At 37.0% G+C, this 20,147-nt stretch carries 14 protein-coding genes; 4 read left to right on the top strand and 10 right to left on the bottom strand.

What is annotated here, in order from left to right; all coding sequences use genetic code 11:
- Positions 1–196 precede the first annotated feature (196 nt).
- The 7 genes from FJG96_RS06215 to FJG96_RS06185 all read right to left on the bottom strand — a co-directional run bounded on the left by FJG96_RS06215 (position 197) and on the right by FJG96_RS06185 (position 8,112).
- Complete coding sequence (locus FJG96_RS06215) at positions 197–1,135, bottom strand: COG2958 family protein (RefSeq protein WP_139413210.1); 939 nt, start codon at positions 1,133–1,135, stop codon at positions 197–199.
- Between the two features lie 311 nt (positions 1,136–1,446).
- Positions 1,447–1,848 carry an SUF system Fe-S cluster assembly protein gene (locus FJG96_RS06210; protein ID WP_139413209.1) on the bottom strand — a complete coding sequence of 134 codons (402 nt, stop codon included), beginning with the start codon at positions 1,846–1,848 and terminating at the stop codon, positions 1,447–1,449.
- On the bottom strand, positions 1,841–3,085 hold the full coding sequence (locus tag FJG96_RS06205; protein WP_139413208.1) for a cysteine desulfurase: 1,245 nt from the start codon (positions 3,083–3,085) through the stop codon (positions 1,841–1,843). The genes FJG96_RS06210 and FJG96_RS06205 overlap by 8 nt, the downstream gene beginning before the upstream one ends.
- A gap of 10 nt (positions 3,086–3,095) precedes the next feature.
- Entirely contained in the window at positions 3,096–4,358 is a 1,263-nt protein-coding gene (gene sufD / locus FJG96_RS06200; protein WP_139413207.1) for a Fe-S cluster assembly protein SufD, read from the bottom strand.
- A 7-nt stretch (positions 4,359–4,365) separates the two neighbouring features.
- Positions 4,366–5,121 carry a Fe-S cluster assembly ATPase SufC gene (sufC, locus tag FJG96_RS06195; protein WP_139413631.1) on the bottom strand — a complete coding sequence of 252 codons (756 nt, stop codon included), beginning with the start codon at positions 5,119–5,121 and terminating at the stop codon, positions 4,366–4,368.
- A gap of 162 nt (positions 5,122–5,283) precedes the next feature.
- The gene (gene sufB, locus FJG96_RS06190) at positions 5,284–6,795 is read right to left on the bottom strand and encodes a Fe-S cluster assembly protein SufB (RefSeq protein WP_139413206.1); all 1,512 of its coding nucleotides are present in this window, start codon (positions 6,793–6,795) and stop codon (positions 5,284–5,286) included.
- A 159-nt stretch (positions 6,796–6,954) separates the two neighbouring features.
- The gene (locus FJG96_RS06185) at positions 6,955–8,112 is read right to left on the bottom strand and encodes a cysteine desulfurase family protein (protein WP_139413205.1); all 1,158 of its coding nucleotides are present in this window, start codon (positions 8,110–8,112) and stop codon (positions 6,955–6,957) included.
- A 166-nt stretch (positions 8,113–8,278) separates the two neighbouring features.
- On the opposite strand from FJG96_RS06185, the gene FJG96_RS06180 reads away from it, so the two are divergent.
- The 3 genes from FJG96_RS06180 to bcp all read left to right on the top strand — a co-directional run bounded on the left by FJG96_RS06180 (position 8,279) and on the right by bcp (position 11,239).
- Complete coding sequence (locus FJG96_RS06180) at positions 8,279–8,959, top strand: alpha/beta hydrolase (protein WP_139413204.1); 681 nt, start codon at positions 8,279–8,281, stop codon at positions 8,957–8,959.
- Positions 8,960–9,286: 327 nt separating this feature from the next.
- Positions 9,287–10,540 carry a tyrosine--tRNA ligase gene (gene tyrS / locus FJG96_RS06175; protein WP_139413203.1) on the top strand — a complete coding sequence of 418 codons (1,254 nt, stop codon included), beginning with the start codon at positions 9,287–9,289 and terminating at the stop codon, positions 10,538–10,540.
- A 213-nt stretch (positions 10,541–10,753) separates the two neighbouring features.
- Positions 10,754–11,239: a thioredoxin-dependent thiol peroxidase gene (gene bcp / locus FJG96_RS06170; protein WP_180338248.1), complete on the top strand. Its 486-nt coding sequence runs from the start codon at positions 10,754–10,756 to the stop codon at positions 11,237–11,239.
- A gap of 347 nt (positions 11,240–11,586) precedes the next feature.
- Here bcp and prfB read toward each other — a convergent pair.
- The 3 genes from prfB to FJG96_RS06150 form a co-directional block, all read right to left on the bottom strand.
- Positions 11,587–12,715 (bottom strand): peptide chain release factor 2 gene (gene prfB, locus FJG96_RS06160; protein ID WP_139413201.1). Its coding sequence is split into 2 segments (ribosomal slippage): positions 11,587–12,645 and positions 12,647–12,715, totalling 1,128 coding nucleotides; the frame shifts between segments, so codons are not numbered across the junction.
- Between the two features lie 169 nt (positions 12,716–12,884).
- A complete protein-coding gene (locus tag FJG96_RS06155; protein WP_139413200.1) occupies positions 12,885–15,353 on the bottom strand; it encodes a penicillin-binding protein 1A in 2,469 nt (822 codons plus the stop codon).
- Positions 15,354–15,523: 170 nt separating this feature from the next.
- On the bottom strand, positions 15,524–16,753 hold the full coding sequence (locus FJG96_RS06150; protein WP_139413199.1) for an N-acetylmuramoyl-L-alanine amidase: 1,230 nt from the start codon (positions 16,751–16,753) through the stop codon (positions 15,524–15,526).
- 613 nt (positions 16,754–17,366) lie between these two features.
- On the opposite strand from FJG96_RS06150, the gene FJG96_RS06140 reads away from it, so the two are divergent.
- A complete protein-coding gene (locus tag FJG96_RS06140; protein ID WP_139413198.1) occupies positions 17,367–20,000 on the top strand; it encodes an Rne/Rng family ribonuclease in 2,634 nt (877 codons plus the stop codon).
- Positions 20,001–20,147: the final 147 nt, after the last annotated feature.

Here is a 20,147-nt window from a genome sequence, read left to right as displayed (position 1 = left end):
AAAGTTTTAATTGATTCAACATCAATATAAGATGGTTTGAAACAATTGAATTTTGCAATATTTTAATCTCTCATTTAAGTTTTAAAAGGATAATTATCATTTATAAATCAATATCATCCGTCAAAAAAATAATTAGAGTCATTTTCTGTTGCTCTGAACAAAAGAGCTTTTAAAAAATAGAGTTTTTTAATACTCCTCATAGATACATATGATCCCAATCGGATGGACGCATCTCGCCAGTTTGATAAAATTGACGAATGAGCTTAATATAATGAAGAAAGTCTTTATTTTCATCCACTAGTCTATTAGCGGTATCCCAATCAATATCACTCCGTTCTTTAGCTGGAATTATGATCTCGCTCTCGGAAGCATTTTCCTTGTCGAGCCTTATAAATCCAATTCCATGCAAACTTGAAAGCATCCGAAGCTCTTTTAATGTATCAACACCTTCAACTTCACTAGCAACTAAATAACTGAAATTAGCCCACGAAGAATTACTCACTGTTTGAAAAAATGCTTTTCGTAAATTTGAACGATTGATGAGAATTTTGACTTCAAAAGACCAAAGCTTTGTCTTTTTATCAAAATATTGCAAAACGCACTCTTTGATTTCACGGTTCCACTCTTTACTTAAATCTTGTATCCCAACGAGATCTGGATAAAGCCATTTATTCCCGCCGGCACCATGTTTATTACAAGAACGTTTCTCATCAATACGCTTACTGTAAACTGCAAGTTCTGACCATAAAAATTTAGATAATAATGGATAAAGATCATGCTCTTTAATAGAGGCATTTTCTATTCTACTCTCTGTATTGTCTTCTACTGCATCAATTTCAGCTCTATCTGATTGTTCTGTAAAATAATACTGCCGTGGTCGTCCTTCAGTGGTTTTAATTTCTGGATAATGCTTTTGTAATTGAGGTCTCTGAGATCCTATTTCTGCAACAATTTGCTGGATAAGAGCTGTATCATTTTTAAGAGGAGTAACTGTTGCCGTTGAACGCTTTTGTTTTTGGCGGCATTTTTCTGGATAATTTTCAAATATCCATTGAGCAATTTCTCGCGCAGTAAATTTTTTTGTTGGGTTTTTCTTTAAAAAATTAAAAACAGTGTTTGTTAAATTCAAAGTCATATGTAGAATCGTTCCCTTTTATCCTCTAAATATCCCACTCTATTCAGATTTTTCAAAAGAAAGAACCATAAACTGTTTAAGTTTTTTTCATATAAAAAAGTAAGATTGTTTTTTATCAAAAATATCCTGAGATGATATTTGATGCAAAGCATGATAAGACTTTGCAAAATTTTCTAACAAGATACAAAGTTCTAATTTGGGGCGTTTTTCTTTTCCAATCTAGGTAAGTTCTAATTTTTGTTGATTATAATGCATGTGATCGTTTTGAAATCCAACTGTTTGTGAAAATGATGCACTTACAAACAGTATTGTTAATACCATCCAACAGCAATTTGCGCTTCTTCTGACATACACTCAGGTGTCCACGGTGGATCAAAAGTCATCGTGACTTCAACATGAGAAACCCCCTCAACGGCACTGACAGCATTTTCTACCCATCCTGGCATTTCACCGGCAACAGGACAGCCTGGCGCTGTAAGAGTCATTTCAATTTTTACTGAACGATCATCTTCAATATCAATACGATAAATCAGTCCTAGCTCATAAATATCAGCAGGAATCTCTGGATCATAAACTGTTTTAAGAGCAGCAATAATATCATTCGTCATACGATCAATTTCTTCTGCGGGAATTGCTGATATGTAAGAATTTTCATTTTCGCTTACAGTTTCAGCAGATTCTGTAGAATGACGCTCTTCTATTAACTCACCCATTAAAAAATGTCCTTGTTTCTTTCAATGCTTCGACTAATTGATCTATATCTTCTTGATTATTATACATGGCTAACGATACACGACAAATAGATGTTAAACCAAAGCGCTGTAATAAAGGCTGTGCACAATGAGTTCCCGCACGTATTGCAACTCCTTTTCTATCAATAAACATAGCGATGTCATGGGCGTGAATACCTTCAATTGCAAATGATATAATCGCCCCTTTATTGGGAGAATGACCATAAATACGCAATGATTCAACCGTTTTAAGCTTCTCATGCGCATAAGCTGAAAGAGACATTTCATGGGCATGAATTGTACGGAGACCTTTCTCTTGTATATAGTCAATAGCCGCAGCTAATCCAATAGCTTCAACGATAGGAGGTGTACCTGCTTCAAAACGGTAAGGAGGAGCATTATAAAGAACCTTATCGGTTGTTACCTCCTCGATCATTTCACCTCCTCCTTGAAAAGGACGCATTTCCTCTAATCGATGTTCCTTACCATAAAGAACACCAATACCTGTGGGACCATAAAGCTTATGTCCTGTAAAGACATACCAATCACAATCGAGATCTTGTACATCAACGGTTAAATGTATTGCTCCTTGAGAACCATCAACAAGAACAGGAATAGAATTTTGATGTGCTCGCTTAATCATCTCTTTAACAGGAGGAACAGTCCCTAATATATTAGACATATGCGTTATAGCGACAAGCCGCGTTTTTTCGCTTAAAGCCTTTTGAAAATCCTCAATATGCAGAACTCCATTTTCATCAACAGGAACAAAAATAAGTTTAACCCCTTTTTGTTCACGCAGAAAATGCCAAGGAATAATATTTGCATGATGTTCCATGATCGTTAAAACAATCTCATCACCCTCCTTGAGTTTGGGCATCGCCCAACCATAAGCAACCGTATTAATCGCTTCCGTTGCATTTTTCGTAAAAACAATTTCTTCAGCTTTTTGAGCATTTAGAAAAAGACGAACAGTTTCACGAGAATTTTCATAGGATTGTGTTGCTGCATTGGCTAAAAAATACATTCCCCTATGCACATTAGCATAACGATAGTGATAATAATTATTCATTACATTGAGTACTGATTGTGGTTTTTGAGCAGAAGCACCACTATCAAGATAGGCTAATCGCTTTCCATAAACTTGATGATGCAAAAGAGGAAAATCACGTCGAATTTCTTCGACATTATAATTGAATGTTTGTACGTCATTTTCCATTTTTTCTCTCTTAAACATTTTTTTCAAGCCATTGAGCAATGATATTCTCCAAAACAGTCTGGATATTCTCTTGCTGGATGTCATCAATAAGCTCGGCAATAAATCCTTTAATCAAAAGAGCACGAGCCGTTTTAAAGGGAATACCGCGTGCCATGAGATAGAAAAGATAATCACGATTAATATTAGCAACTGTTGCGCCATGACCACAGGCGACATCATCAGCAAAAATCTCCAGTTCAGGTTTTGCATTAAATTCTGCATTATCTGAAAGGATAAGGCTATTGCAAGCCATGCGTGCATCGGTTTTTTGCGCTTTTTGGGCAACACGTATGATGCCTTGAAAAACACCCACAGCCTTATCTGTAACTACATTGCGTATAATTTCAGTTGATGTTGAATTTTCTTCCACATGACGAACAGTCATTGTAAGATCACTATGGGTTTGTCCTGATAGTAAATTTATAACACGTAATTGAAAATCAGATTTTTCTCCCTGTAACTCAATATCGACTTCCTGACGATTGAGTTGACTCCCTATATTAATGACATAAAGTGATAATTTTGCTCCTTGAGCAAGAACAGCACGCAATCGACCAAACTGCGTAGAATTAAAACCACGATTGCGAATAAGAATCCATGTAACTTCACTATGAGCGGTAATATTTAATGAAAATATTGAACTGACAAAGGTCTCTTGATCATTGCCAACCTGATGTTCAATAAACATAACTTGACTATTTTTATCAACTTTTATGTCTGAAAAAGTATGAGATTGTCCTCCCATTTGTATATTTTGTAATTCAATGGGCCTATTTAACTTTGTATTTTCAGGAATGTGAAAAAGCCAACCCTCTGTAACGAAAGCTGTATTTAATTGCCCAATAAAATCCTCATCAGAAATATTTTGATCTATCGATACAGAATTGTCTTCTAATGCATCTGAAAGGCGTTTTACTGTAATCTTGTCGACCCTTGACTGCGCCGCTATTTTTCCATTGTTCATGGAAAAAACAGCGCTTTCTGAAAGTAATGCATCAACCGATTGACTGTCTTGGCCTTTTGAAAAATCGCTCACAGACTTCAGTAACGTGCGCAGATTGGTATAATGCCAATTTTCGATTTTACGAGAAGGAAGACGTGTCGTTTGAAACTGATCAATAGCTTTCTTGCGGATTGCTTTCACAGCTTTATCACCCGGTAGGTCATTGATATACTGATTAAATTTACTAAGTATATCCTCTTCAACCGCTAATAAGTTTTGCTGTATCTTCATAATAGCCTCAAACCGCCTCCTTGATAAGGTCAGCATACCCATTTTGCTCTAAATAAAGCGCTAAGGATTTGTCTCCGCTTTTAATAATTCGTCCTTTATAGAGAACATGTACCGTATCAGGAATAATATAATTAAGTAGCCGTTGATAATGGGTAATCACCAAAAATGAACGTTTTGAATCCCGAAGTTTATTAACACCATCTGCAACAATTTTTAATGCATCAATATCTAAACCAGAATCCGTTTCATCTAAAATGCACAGTTTAGGTTCAAGAAGTGCCATTTGTAAAATTTCAGCGCGTTTTTTTTCTCCCCCTGAAAAACCTACATTTAATGGACGTTTTAGCATATCCATATCTATTTCAAGTTTTGCTGAAACCTCTTTAACATATTTTATAAATTCAGGAATTTTAAGCTCTTCACTCCCACGTGCTTTGCGTTGAGAGTTCATTGCGACTTTTAAAAATTCCATCGTTGCTACTCCTGGTATTTCCATTGGATATTGAAATGCAAGAAAAATACCATATGCAGCACGTTCTGCTGGATCCATTTCTAAAATTGATTGGCCATTATAGAGAATATCGCCTTCTATTACTTCATAATCATCACGACCAGCTAGCAAATAAGACAAAGTTGATTTTCCGGCTCCATTTTGCCCCATAATCGCAGCAATTTCTCCATCTTGAACCGTTAAGTTTAAACCACGAATAACTTCTGTATCGGTCCCAGCAATGCGGGCGCGCAAATTTTTTATCTCTAACATCATTAAATCCTGTTCTGGCTGTTTTTTTCAGATACCAATGCGTACTATTTTGCCTTAACATCCATCTCTTTTGTAATCACCATAGAGATCATTTTTTTTACCTTATTTTCCACTGTTACAGCCGTTTTGCATCAAGTCTTCGATTTCTCTCATTCAATAAAATTATCCAACACTCCCCTCAAGGCTAATACCAATAAGCTTTTGTGCCTCAACAGCAAATTCCATGGGAAGTTTTTGAATAACTTCTTTTACAAAACCATTGACAATTAATGCTATTGCCTCTTCTTCGGGAATTCCTCTCTGCATAACATAAAAAAGTTGGTCATCAGAAATTTTTGATGTAGTGGCTTCATGTTCAAATTGAGCTGTTGCGTTTTTTGCTTCAATATAAGGCACTGTATGTGCCCCACAATCATTCCCGATTAACAAACTATCACATTGTGTAAAGTTACGTGCATTTTGCGCTTTTCGATGGGCTGTGACTTGTCCTCGATAAGTGTTATTTGAAAAACCAGCAGAAATGCCTTTGGAAATAATACGACTGGAGGTATTTTTTCCTAGATGAATCATTTTTGTACCGGAATCAATTTGTTGGTAACCGTTTGCAACAGCAATGGAATAAAATTCTCCACGCGCATTATCACCACGGAGTAAACAGGATGGATATTTCCAAGTAATCGCAGAACCGGTCTCAACTTGTGTCCATGAAATTTTAGAGTTATGTCCTCGACAATCTCCACGCTTCGTCACAAAATTATAAATACCGCCCTTTCCCTCTTTATCGCCAGGGTACCAGTTTTGTACTGTAGAATATTTAATTTCTGCATTTTCAAGGGCAATAAGCTCAACGACAGCAGCATGAAGTTGGTTTTCATCACGTTGGGGAGCTGTACACCCTTCAAGATAAGAAACATAGGAATCTTCAGCAGCAATAATCAATGTTCGCTCAAATTGCCCTGTATTGCGTTCATTAATCCTAAAGTAAGTTGAAAGCTCCATAGGACAACGAACCCCTTTGGGAATATAAACAAATGAACCATCAGTAAAGACAGCTGCATTTAAGGCTGCATAATAATTGTCCCCTACTGGTACAACTGTTCCCAAATATTCTTTAATAAGCTCAGGATGTTCAATAATTGCCTCTGAAATAGAGCAAAAAATTACACCAGCACGCGCCAATTCTTTTTTAAATGTTGTCACAACCGAAACAGAATCAAAAACCGCATCAACAGCCACCTGCCCCGATACAGACACATTGTCATCAAAGGTAGAAGGATCAGACTGTTTTCTGACCCCCGCTAAAATCTCTTGTTCCTTAAGAGGAATACCAAGTTTTTCATACGTTGCTAATAACTCAGGATCCACTTCGTCCAAAGATTTTGGCCCCGTATGATTTTTAGGAGCAGCATAATAATAAAGCTCCTGAAAATCAATTTTAGGATACTCAAGACGCGCCCAATGAGGCTCTTGCATTGTCAGCCAACGACGGTAAGCTTGTAAGCGCCATGTTAGCATCCATTCAGGCTCATTTTTTTTAGCAGAAATAAATTTGATAATATCTTCATTTAAACCTTTCGGCGCTTTATCCGTTTTAATTTTCGTTTCAAAGCCATATTTATATTGGTCAACATCTATTTCACGGACTTGGCGTATCGTTTCTTGTACTGCCGGCATAAATCTTCTCCATTTTTTGGCATCAAAAACCGGTAACTAAAAGTCTTGTTTTTACAAGATTAAAATTAAGCAAGTTATTTCTTAAGGCTATAGGCAAAGTGCTAAAATTTCAATCCAAGTTATTTGATTTTTAAAATAATTCTAATTTTTATAATTTTCTCATGATAGAATTTCATTCTTTTTTCTGCTTATCATTTGAGAAAAAAACAATAGAAAATCATCAATATCTTCAGAGGTTGTCTCACGTCCCAGCGAAATGCGAATGGCACCATTTGGAATATGATACCCCATTGCTTCCAATACTTTGCTTTGTTTTACTTTTCCCGAAGAGCAAGCAGAACCAGCTGACACAGAAAATCCTTCTAAATCAAAAGCAATTTGCATGGTTTCAGCTTTTATATTTTTCACGGTAAAGTAAGTTGTATTTGGCAAACGTTGAACTCTTTTGCCAAAAATTTCAATATTTTGGCTTATTTTTTGGAGTCCATCTTCTAATTTATTCCGTAAATATAGTAACTGTTTTATTTCTTCCTGTGTGAGACAATCAGCCATTGCTGCTCCAAAAGCGGCAATAAGGGGCAATGCTTCTGTTCCTCCACGTAAGCCTTTTTCTTGTCCCCCTCCGATAATAAGAGGATGTGGCATAAGGAGATTGCCACATGAAACAAAAGCACCAACTCCTTTAGGACCACCAACTTTATGGGCAGACAGTATAAAAAAGTCTCCTCCTAGCTGATTAATATCAACAAAATTTTTATCGATATATTGTGATAAATCAACAATAAGAGTACCGCCTAAATCGCGAATAATAGCCGCTATTTCTTTTAACGGTTGAATAACGCCCGTTTCACTATTTGCAGCTTGAATAGCAACAAGAGGTAAACCTTTTGTCTTATCGTGAGCCCTTAAGAGTGATGTTAATTTATCTTGTTGAATAAGCCCATCTTGATCAACAGCAATGACACTTATCAATTCTTTAGAGAAACGCCCTCCTTCTGCAACAGAAGGGTGTTCAGTCGCTCCAAGGTAAAGATGGGAAAATTGAACCTTTGCATTCCCCATCGTGTAAAAGGGTGTTAACAAAGTCATTGCTGCTTCACTCGCACCAGAGGTAAAGACAACGTTATCTGGATCTGTCTTAAGATTTTCAGCGATTTGTCGACGCGCCTTTTGCAATAAAGTTTTAGCAGCACGTCCTTCCTTATGAACGGATGATGGATTACCAAATATCTCTAAAGATTCCAGTAATGCCATCCGCGCCATTTTTTTGAGCGGTGTTGTTGCATTATGATCAAAATATCGGCGTCTTATAACCATTGTACATCGCAATCATTAATCTTATGAATTGATTAAAAAAATAGCGCAATTTTCTTGAAAAGTGCACTTAAAAAAGAATATCTAATGATTATTTAAGAGATTCTATGGTAAAAGTCGACCAAGATCAATGAGAGCCTTTTAATAGCATTTAAGGAGCATTTATTTTATGCCAGAAATTATTTTTAACGGTCCCGCGGGTCGGCTCGAAGGGCGTTATCAACCTTCACAACAAAAAAATGCGCCCATTGCGATCATTTTGCATCCTCATCCTCAATTTGGTGGAACGATGAATCATAAAATTGTCTATGATCTCTTTTACATGTTCCAACAACGTGGCTTTACAACTCTCCGTTTTAACTTTCGTGGTATTGGTCGCAGTCAGGGGGAGTTTGATTATGGGATAGGAGAACTTTCGGATGCGGCAGCGGCTCTCGATTGGGTGCAAACACAACATCCGGACTCTAAAAATTGCTGGGTAGCAGGATATTCATTTGGAGCATGGATTGGCATGCAGCTTTTAATGCGCCGACCGGAAATTGAGGGATTTATCTCTGTTGCCCCTCAGCCTAATGTTTATGACTTTTCATTTCTTGCTCCTTGTCCCTCCTCTGGGCTTATCATTCACGGTGGTATCGATAAAGTTGCCCCCCCAAAAGACGTTCAAATGCTTGTCGATAAATTAAAAACACAAAAAGGTATCATCATCACACAAGAAATACTGGAAGGGGCTAATCACTTTTTTAGTGGATGCCATGAAGAACTTATTGAACGATGTGCCCACTATTTGGATAATCATATTACCAATGAATTTCTCGCTCCCCCTCCTGAAATACTTTCACTCACTTAGGAAAACACAAAAGATTTATAAAAAAGTCAGCAAAAACCATCCCTGATCATAACAAAGTGATTTTTTTAGACTGTATTTGCGATTTTTCTAAATTTTATTTCAAGATAGAAATAAGGATAAAAGAGTGTCTTTTTTATTTACTCATTTCCGTTAAATTCCCTTTTTAAGCGTAAAAAGGGAATAATGTCTGTATTATTATCTTCATTACCAATATGTCTGGTTCTCTTGTGATATATGTCATTTATGGTAGATAAAGCATGAATGATCCATTATATAATCATTTATTATATAAAATGATTGCTCTCTTAAAATTAGGAAATTGACTCTGTGTTTGCCTTTAAATCTGATTTTTTACACATTATGAGCGAACGTGGCTTTATCCACCAAATTTCGGATGAAAAAGGCTTAGATGATCTTTTTTCAAAAGAAACTGTCAGTGCTTATACTGGATTTGATCCAACAGCATCAAGCTTACATGCTGGAAGTCTCCTTCAGATCATGATGCTTTATTGGCTACAAAAAACGGGGCATCGCCCCATTGCTTTGATGGGCGGAGGGACAGGATTGATCGGTGATCCTTCCTTTAAAGATGAAGCACGACGACTACTAACACAAGAAGATATTGCAGCCAATATTGATGGTATTAAAAAGGTATTTGCTAACTATTTGACGTTCGGTGATCAAGAAACCGATGCTTGTATTGTGAATAATGCGGAATGGTTGTGCAATTTAAACTACTTAGAATTTTTGCGTGACGTAGGAAAACATTTTTCTGTCAACCGTATGTTGTCATTTGATTCTGTCAGACTCAGACTTGAACGTGAACACTCTTTGTCCTTCTTAGAGTTTAATTATATGATTCTACAAGCTTATGACTTTGTTGAGCTTTATAAACGTTACGGCTTGCGTATGCAAATGGGGGGCTCTGATCAATGGGGCAACATTATTAACGGAATCGAATTGGGACATCGTTTGGGAACACCACAATTATACGCATTAACATCACCATTGCTGACGACCTCTTCCGGTGCTAAAATGGGTAAATCATTGAATGGTGCTGTGTGGCTTAATGCCGATATGCTTTCACCTTATCAATTTTGGCAATATTGGCGCAATACAGAAGACGCTGATGTAACGCGATTTTTAAAGCTCTATACCACATTACCCATGGATGAGATTCTCAAACTTTCTCTCTTACAAGGGACCGAAATTAACGAAGCAAAAAAAATTCTTGCAACAGAAATTACTGCAATGTTGCATGGGCGTGCTCTTGCCAATGCAGCCGCAGAAACTGCCCGCAAAACATTTGAAGAAAAAACACTTGGAGAAAATCTTCCAACGGTTGAAATGAGCGCAACAGAATTAAAAACAGGCACTGGATTGCTCTCTCTTTTAGTCAAAGCAGGACTTGCAAAATCAAACAGTGAAGCGCGCCGTCATATTCAAGGTGGAGGGATACGCGTTAATGATCAAATCATAGAGGATGAAACACACCTTATTATTGAAAAAGATGTCACAGCAGAAGGAATCATTAAACTTTCTTTTGGTAAGAAAAAACATGTATTGATCAAACCTCTTTAATCTATAGATGTCTCATTTGTTCTATAGATTTTATATCCGTGATAGGAGTATTTCTTGCGCTTTATTTGCTTATTTTTTCATTGAGCTTTTATGACAGAATAATTTTTATATGATAGCGAAAAATCTTTGAAAATTTTATTCTAGAGAGTTGAAACTTTATTCCTTCTCTGTATGCTACTCATTGATCTTTTCACTCAAAAAGAAAGATAAAACATGACAAAATCAATGAAAGGTACCCTTGCTCCTGATTTTAACTTGCCACGCGATGGAGGAGAGACTGTCCGTCTTTCTGACTTTAGAGGCAAACCTGTTGTCTTATATTTTTATCCCAAAGATGATACGAGTGGATGCACAAACGAGGCACTTGATTTCACACAATTAAAGACGAAATTTGATGAAATCGGTGTTGCTGTTATTGGAATCTCTCCAGATAATGTAAAAAAACACGATAAATTTAAAGAAAAACATGGACTTGATGTCATTTTGGCTTCCGATGAAGAAAAAACAACCCTCGAAGCTTATGGTGTTTGGGGTGAAAAAAGCATGTACGGACGCAAATATATGGGTGTCGAACGAAGCACTTTTTTAATTGATGCAAATGGAACAATTGCAGAAGAATGGCGCAAAGTGAGCGTATCAGGACATGCTGAAAATGTCTTAGCAGCTGCAACGCTTTTACACCGTCATGATGGTGTATAAAATAGTATATTTTTAGAAGTAACAGAATCCCTCCCCAATAGATTTTATTTTTCCAACGGATTCAGTTTTTACAATATGTTTATTTATAGGAATAACTGATTATTTATTTTTTTAATTAATCCTCCTGATATCGTAAATTTTCTCCTTTCAAATTTTTCTTATCTTAAATGAATCAAAAAAATTCACTTGTTCCTGTCATAAGCAGGGTTGACTTATGAGAAAAGACTTTGAAAAAAGGGCAATAAAATATGAAGCTTTTACGTATCAAGGGCTATTAATATATTACGACATCCATAAAACGAGCAATTTAAGAAATAAATCTGCACAGTTGAAGGTAGAATATATCATTAGCGAATATCCTCAACTTCTTTGTCTTTTCCATAAATACGCTGCGAAAGTGCGGCCTCTATAAATGCATCTAAGCTCCCATTAAGGACGGATTGTGGATCAGTATTTTCAATCCCTGTACGTAAGTCTTTTACAAGTTGATAAGGTTGAAGAACATAAGATCTAATTTGATGTCCCCATCCGATTTCTGTTTTAGAAGATTCAACAGCATTAGTTTCTTCTTCTCTTTTTTTGAGCTCCTCTTCATAAAGGCGGGCTCGGAGCATCGACCAAGCCGTGGCGCGATTTTTATGCTGAGAGCGCTCAGTTTGACATTGAACAACAATACCCGTTTTTATATGTGTGATTCGAACGGCAGAATCTGTCGTATTAACATGCTGTCCTCCTGCCCCCGAAGCACGATAGGTATCAATACGCACATCTGCTTCTGAAACATCAACTTCAATATCATCATCAATAACCGGATAAACCCAAATGCTTGCAAAAGAGGTATGACGCTTTGCATTTGAATCAAATGGAGAAATTCGTACCAAGCGATGAACACCTGATTCTGTTTTTAACAATCCATAAGCATTATGCCCTTTTACAAGAATTGTCGCTGACTTTATTCCTGCTTCTTCTCCATCATGAATTTCTAGAACTTCAACCTTCATTTCATGCTGTTCAGCCCAGCGCATATACATACGCAACAACATAGAAGCCCAATCTTGGCTTTCTGTTCCCCCTGCCCCAGCATGAACTTCTAAATAGGTATCATTAGGATCAGCCTCTCCTGAAAGAAGCACATCAATTTGCCTTTTATCGATCTCACTTTTAAGATTACGTATTGAATTTTCTGCATCAGCGATAACTTCAACATCGCTTTCTTCTTCCCCCATCGCAATGAGTTCAATGCATTCTTCAAGTGTTTTTGTAAATGATAAAAGACCATTGATTGAATCATCAAGACGTTGACGCTCACGCATCATATCTTGTGCTCGTTGTGCATCATCCCAAAGTGTAGGATCTTCTGCTTTTTGATTAAGATATTCGAGACGCTTTAGTGATTGATCCCAGTCAAAGATGCCCCCTTAGCAACTGAATTGCTTTTTGGATTTCATCAACTAATGTCTCTATTTCTGCTCGCATAATTTAACACCGTATCTTTTAACACTCTTTCAGGTTATGTCTCTAGCATTTTATATAAATTTAATAGCCTTTATCAAAGAACGGAATGGATCCATCATTCTATTTACAGGACTAACACCATTAAAAAACAGATAAAAACTAAGACTCATGGCAAAGGAGATTTGGCCGATTAATACAACCCACCAGTCCCACTTTCAAGGGCTTTATTGACTTGTGGAGAAGTCGTTATTGCTGGAACACCTTCTTGAAAAGAATTCGTCCCCCCAATGACTTGATATATATCAGCAGGACCAGTCCCTGGTTTAAATGCTTCTATAATGACATCTTGATCTCCTCTTTCCGCAAGCATTCCTGTTTTCCGATTAATTGGCATTAAAATCATACCCTTCGGCATCTTAAAAGGAACATCCGGCTTTCCTTTGAGAGCATCTTCCATAAATTCACCAAAAATAGGGGCAGCCAATGAACTTCCCGTCCCGTTATATCCCAACGATGCTGGTTGATCATAACCAACAAAAACTCCAACGACGAGGTCAGGGGTAAATCCCATAAACCAGACATCTTTAGAATCATTGGTGGTTCCTGTTTTAGCGGCAATATGTCTATTGAGATAACGTAAACGCGCTGCAGTACCACGCTGAACAACCCCTTCCATCATCGATGTAATCTGATAAGCTGTCATAGGGTCAAGAACTTGATCTCTTTCATCAATTAAAGTCGGTTCCCTTTGATTATTCCATGAATTCGCATTACAATTTTCGCAAATACGATCATCATGACGATAAATTGTCTTCCCATAACGATCTTGAATTCGGTCTATCAGAGAAGGTTTAATAGAGCGTCCCCCATTAGCTATAACAGAATAAGCTGTAACCATTCTTAAAACTGTTGTTTCAGCCGCTCCTAAAGCCATAGGGAGATAAGGTTGCAATTTATCGACCACACCAAAACGCTCTGCATATTCAGCGACAAGAGGCATTCCCATATCATTGGCAAGCCGTACTGTCATAAGATTGCGAGAATGCTCAATACCATAACGCAGTGTTGAAGGACCTGCAAAAGTACCACCATAATTTTTAGGTTGCCAAACCTCACCATTATATTGGCGAACTTCGATGGGACCATCTAAAATAACTGATGCTGGTGTATACCCATTATCAAGTGCCGCTGAGTACACAATGGGCTTAAATGCAGAACCAGCCTGACGATAAGCTTGTGTTGCACGATTAAATTCAGATGCAGCAAAAGAAAAACCTCCCACCATTGCAAGAACACGCCCTGTGTGCGGTTCCATAGCAACAATCGCACCTTCAACCTTAGGGATTTGTTGTAAACGATAAGTGTTGTTTGTATTGGGGAGTTTTTCAACAAAAATGACATCTCCAACTTGCAGAACATGAGACAAGCTCTGAACAGTTCTTCGATAACCATTTTCTTTCACAATATGAAGTGCCCATTTTGAATCAGCTTCAGATAAAACAGCAATTTCGCGTTTTTTTGAGAGCATACCTGAAGCTTCACGCTGCGGTTGTAAACCAATCTCTATTTTATTGGGATTTGCAGAAAGAACAACCGCTAAACGCCATTCAGGAACATCACTTAACCCTGTGATATTTGCAAGCTCAGCCCCCCAATCATCATCTTTTTTATCAATATGCGCATAAGCTCCACGCCATCCGTGTGCATGATCAAATTTAATTAATCCATTTTGCAAAGCCCGCCGAGCAATCATTTGTAAATGCGGATCAAGCGTTGTACGAATAGACAGCCCACCTTCATAAAGTGTTTTAGCCCCATAACGATGCATTAAACGGCGACGCACTTCTTCAGTAAAGTAATCAGCCGCAAAAACATAGCTATCGCTCCCACGTATTGTCGCTCCCAAAGGCTTAGCTTTTGCTTTTTCACCTTGTTCACGGGTTACATACCCATTTGCAACCATCCGGTCTATAACCCAATTGCGCCGATCAATAGCACGCTGTGTATTCTTAAATGGATCATAATTTGCTGGTCCTTTTGGAAGAGCCGCCAAATAAGCACATTGTTCTAACGTCAGATCATTGACGGATTTATTAAAATAAGTCAAAGAGGCAGCAGCTATACCATAAGTACCACGCCCCAAATAAATTTCATTGAGGTAAAGTTCGAGAATATGATCTTTTGAGTAAGTTTTCTCAATACGCATTGCTAAAATAGCTTCCTTAAATTTACGCTCTAATGTTGTTTCTGAACTTAAAAGAAAGTTTTTAGCGACTTGTTGCGTTATGGTTGATGCGCCTTCCGGACGCCTTCCAGAACCGATATTACGAATATTATTGATCAAAGCGCGAGAAAGTCCTTCAGGATCTAAACCAAAATGATGATAAAAGTTTTTGTCTTCAGCCGAAATAAAAGCATCTTTAACAAGCTTTGGGATTGATTGAATCGGTAAATAGAGGCGATGTTTTGTTGCAAACTCTGCCATAAGACGGCCATCAGAAGCATGAACACGGGTCATTACCGGTGGCTCATAAAGTGAAAGAACTTCATAATCAGGAAGTGCATTGGCTTGACCACTGGTCATAGCACCCCATGTTATTGCGCCACAAAGTCCAGTAGCAACAAAAAAACGAAGAAGATATTTAAAAAAAATCATCATAAAAACGGCTATCGCTTTCTTAAGAATTGATCAAAGAAAAAATATGTTATTTCAACCACACCACGTGGATATCACCACAAGATTGAGAAAAAGAAAATTTGTTTTCTATCTTTATATTTATACTAGGGTAAACTAAAATCCCATATTAATTACTCTATTTTCTAACAAATTTAAAGAGGCTGTACCATTTTCTGTCTATATTCAGCGAATTGACGAATAGAATGAGCAATTGAGTGAGCCATTTTTTTTCTCCAATGAGGATCGTTTAATAACTTCTCATCCTCTTTATTGGATAGATACCCGATCTCTATCAAGACAGAGGGTATATCTGAAGCTCTTAAAACTTGAAAATTAGCATAGCGATGAGGATTATTGATCAAGTTAATGTGACTCTTTGATAAACTCGAAATAACACTATTTGCAAAATTAACAGAAAATGTATGTGTTTCACGTCGTGTAAGATCCATCAAGATATCTGTAACTTCAAGCGTTTCATCTGCAGGCAAACCATCAAGCAAATCAACTTTATTTTCACTTTCAGCTAAAGATTTAGCAATAGCATCAGAGGCTTTATCTGATATGGTATACACTGTGGCTCCGCGAAGGGAATGGACATCTATTGTATCTGCGTGAATGGATATAAAAAGATCAGCATCAAATTCTTGCGCTTTTTTAACTCTTTCGCTTAATCTTAAAAAAATATTAGAATCACGCGTTAAAGCAACGTTAATATGAGGGTCTTTTTGTAATTCATCGCGCAATGCACGCGCAAAATCTAAAGTTACATCTTTTTCTAAAATTCCAGTGACCCCTCGTGCACCACCATCAATACCACCATGACCAGGATCAAGAACAACACGAAAATTTTGCGCCGGAATCAACGGTGGTTTTGTATCAAAATTAATCCTTTGCTGGCTCTTCAATATTTTATCAAATTTTTCTTGTGTACTTTTATGCATATCAACCAGCAACTGCCATAACCCATTGTCTAATTTTTTTATGATCGTTTTTTCAACAACAAAAGCTGTTTTGCTTGTCAAAATAATGCGTGAAGTCTGTATGTCAGAGAAAGCATAACGCACATCTAAGAGCATAACGGATAATGCATTCTGTTTCTTTAAAGGCATATTTTGCATTGAAAAATCAATTGTAGGTAAATTGATAACCAAACGTGTAGGCCTATCTAAAATCTGTAAGCGAACATTTGGTTTTGAATTGAAAAGCGCAATTATACGCGTATGAGCACTATCACCAATGGTTCTAAAATTGATAAGTCTTAAAGGATCTGCGGCTTGAACACTGGTTTGACATAGCAAAAAAAACAATAAAAAGCATATGAATTGCGCAATAATATCCCAATAGGCTGTTTTCAGCTTTTGGATAAAAAAAATTCTTATCATAAGCCCTCTTATCATAAGCAAAGTATTCTACAACGATATTTGTAATAATTTATCTTGGTCATATAAAAACAATACACTAAATTTATTGTCTATTTTCCAATAAACGCTAAACTCCTCCATTATAAACACCCAAAAACGAAATTAAGGTCACAAAAATATTATCATGATACATGATTTACATTGTTACTTGCCAAACGTATGATATCAACATAAAAGAATATTGGTGCTTCCTAGCTGATAATCGATCTAATTATCTGTAACTCATAGTAAGTTATCTTTAAAGGGGTTGTTGCATATTATGCGTTGAGACTTTGTTATGGATGAAAAATTTCTATGTTATAAAATTAGGATTGCATTATTTAAGATTCGTTGGTTCGGGTATCCGAACTGTTTTAAAGATTATTTTACCAGAGACTTTTACAAAACATGAGTCATAAAAAACAGATGGAGATAATGATGAGAAATGGTGTAAATGCAGTTATGCATCTACACGTGGTGTTCCGTCCTGTTTTTCTGGTACTTCCCTTTTATGGCAGACAGCCCTTTACGTCTACGAATAATTACACCGTTCGTTTGAATAAAATTGTGCATGTCGCCTTCAGGATATTAACTTATGTCAAACAAAATGCTTATAGATGCCTCTCATCCGGAGGAAACACGTGTTGTTGTGGTTCACGGCAACAAAATTGAAGAACTTGATTTTGAATCAGAACATAAAAAACAGCTCAAGGGGAATATTTATCTTGCACGTATTACGCGTGTAGAACCATCTCTCCAAGCAGCATTTGTTGAATATGGTGGAAACCGACATGGTTTTCTAACATTTTCTGAAATTCATCCTGACTATTATCAAATTCCTATTGCAGATCGCCTTGCTCTTCTTGAAGAAGAGGAAGCAGCAGCTGTAGGGGAAAATCCAGCAGATGTTTTTACTGAGGAAACAACTAAAAATAAAAAACGCTCTAGAAAAACAAAAAAGAATGCAAAAAATAATGTCATAGCAGCCGATGTTGAAAGTGATATTACATCCGAAGCTGTAACAATTAATCATACAGAAGAGATATTAAATGCCGATGTCTCTTACGATGAAATCGAGATGGTCGGTGCTGAAGACATCCGTGAAGAGCTCCCAACATATCAAAGGAAACAAGGGCGCCAGTATAAAATTCAAGAAGTAATTAAACGTCGTCAAATTTTGTTAGTGCAAGTCATCAAGGAAGAACGTGGAAATAAAGGTGCCGCACTTACAACATATCTCTCTCTAGCAGGTCGTTATTCTGTTCTCATGCCCAACACTGCACGCGGTGGTGGTATTTCACGAAAAATTACGAATGTGCAAGACCGTAAGCGTCTTAAAGAAATCGTAAAAGAATTAGCCGTTCCAAAAGGTATGGGCGTTATCTTGCGAACTGCTGGTGCTAATAGAACAAAAGCTGAAATTAAACGCGATTATGAATATCTTATGCGGTTATGGGATACTATTCGCACTTTGACACTCAAATCAACGGCACCATGCCTTGTTCATGAAGAAAGTAATCTCATTAAGCGTTCTATACGAGATCTTTACAATAAGAATATCAGTGAAATTCTTGTTTCTGGAGACCAAGGATATCGTGAAGCAAAAGACTTTATGCGTATGCTTATGCCAAGTCATGCAAAAGTTGTGCAACCTTATCGCGATCCTACACCTATTTTTGCAAGAAATAATATTGAAATTCAGCTTGATAAAATGTTGCAACCACAGGTTTCTTTAAAATCTGGGGGATATCTTGTTATTAATCAAACAGAAGCACTTGTTGCTATTGACGTTAATTCTGGACGCTCTACGAAAGAATTCTCTGTTGAAAAGACAGCTTTACAAACAAACCTTGAAGCTGCAGAAGAAGTAGCACGTCAATTACGTTTACGTGACCTTGCTGGTTTAATCGTGATTGATTTTATTGACATGCTTGAAGAACGTAATGTGCGACTGGTTGAAAAAAAATTAAAAGACTGTTTAAAAAATGATCGTGCTCGTATTCAAGTTGGCCATATCTCACACTTCGGCCTTTTAGAAATGAGCCGTCAACGTATTCGCATATCAGTTTTAGAAAGTACAACACAGCCCTGTCCCCATTGTGCAGGAACAGGAAATATACGTTCTGAATCATCAATTGCTTTACATGTCATGCGCTCCATTGAAGAATATCTTCTTCATAATTCGCAATATAATATTATTGTGCGCACACCCGTAGCAACAGCGCTTTATGTATTAAATCATAAACGTAATATTCTTGTTAATTTAGAAACACGCTTTAAACTTAATATTAGTATTGAAGCAGATGATAGTATTGGAACACAACATCTCGTTATTTCTAAAGGTACAATAGCAGAAAGCATTTCTCAATCTTCATGGGAAGATGACAATAAGCAAGAAATTGAGAATTCTGTTTTCATAAAAAGTGAATCTATTGAAACCCCTCCTCCCATTGAAACAAATCAAAAACGTCGACGCAAAAATCGCCACGATGAAATTGCTGATCATTCTCTCTCTGACGTTCATAAGAAAGAAGAGACATTGAGTGATGATTCTTACCGTCGAGGACGCCGTCGAGGTCGTCGTGGTGGTCGGCGCAATCAAGATAATAATCTTCATCAAATTCGCATTCCTTACGCAGAACCAGTAGGAGATTTTGCTAAGAAGGCTTTAGCAGAAATCAAAGCAGCGCATCGCAAACGTCGTGGTCCATCCGCTAAATCTTCTAAACTTGAAGAAATAAAAAATGATGTACAAGCTCTCGAGGTACAACAGCAAGATGAAGCAACCAAAGTTGATGATACAAGTGTTAAACTAAAAAAACGTAGAACACGTTCTTCAAAGGCGGTAGAAAATAATCTTTCTCTAGAGAATGAACAAAATATAGCAGAACAAAAATCTCTTGAAGAAAAGCCTAAAAGCAGTTCGGTACGTAAAATTAGAGCAAAAAAAGCAGACAAATCTCTTCATGAAGGTGAGGATAAAACTCCTGAAAATACTAAGAAATCAACACGTAGAACACGTAAAAGATCATCCTCTAAAGAGGCAACAGAAATACAAAAAACATTAGAAAAAGAAACTGATATGAAGATGGAGAAAGCTGTCGAACCTTCTCCTTCCAAAATTGAAGAAACAATTAACCAACCTGTTGTTATTTCATCAACGTCTAATGATTCTCCTAAAACTGCGCGTATTGGTTGGTGGAAACGCAGAACTCTTTCAAAAAATTAACTAATAAAAAGAAACCGCCACAAAAAAATTGTGGCGGTCTAAATAAACAATCATAGAAAAAGTTTTAACCAATTTCTATGACGTGTGTATTATTTTTGCTTTGCTTTCTCTTGCTCAGCGCGCATACGCTCTTCAATTTCTTTTTNT

Origin of the sequence: Bartonella mastomydis, from assembly GCF_900185775.1 — a bacterium.
GTDB classification, from domain to species: Bacteria; Pseudomonadota; Alphaproteobacteria; order Rhizobiales; family Rhizobiaceae; genus Bartonella; species Bartonella elizabethae.
The sequence above is the reverse complement of the archived record's forward strand: the minus strand, read 5'-3'. Positions and strand labels throughout refer to the sequence as shown.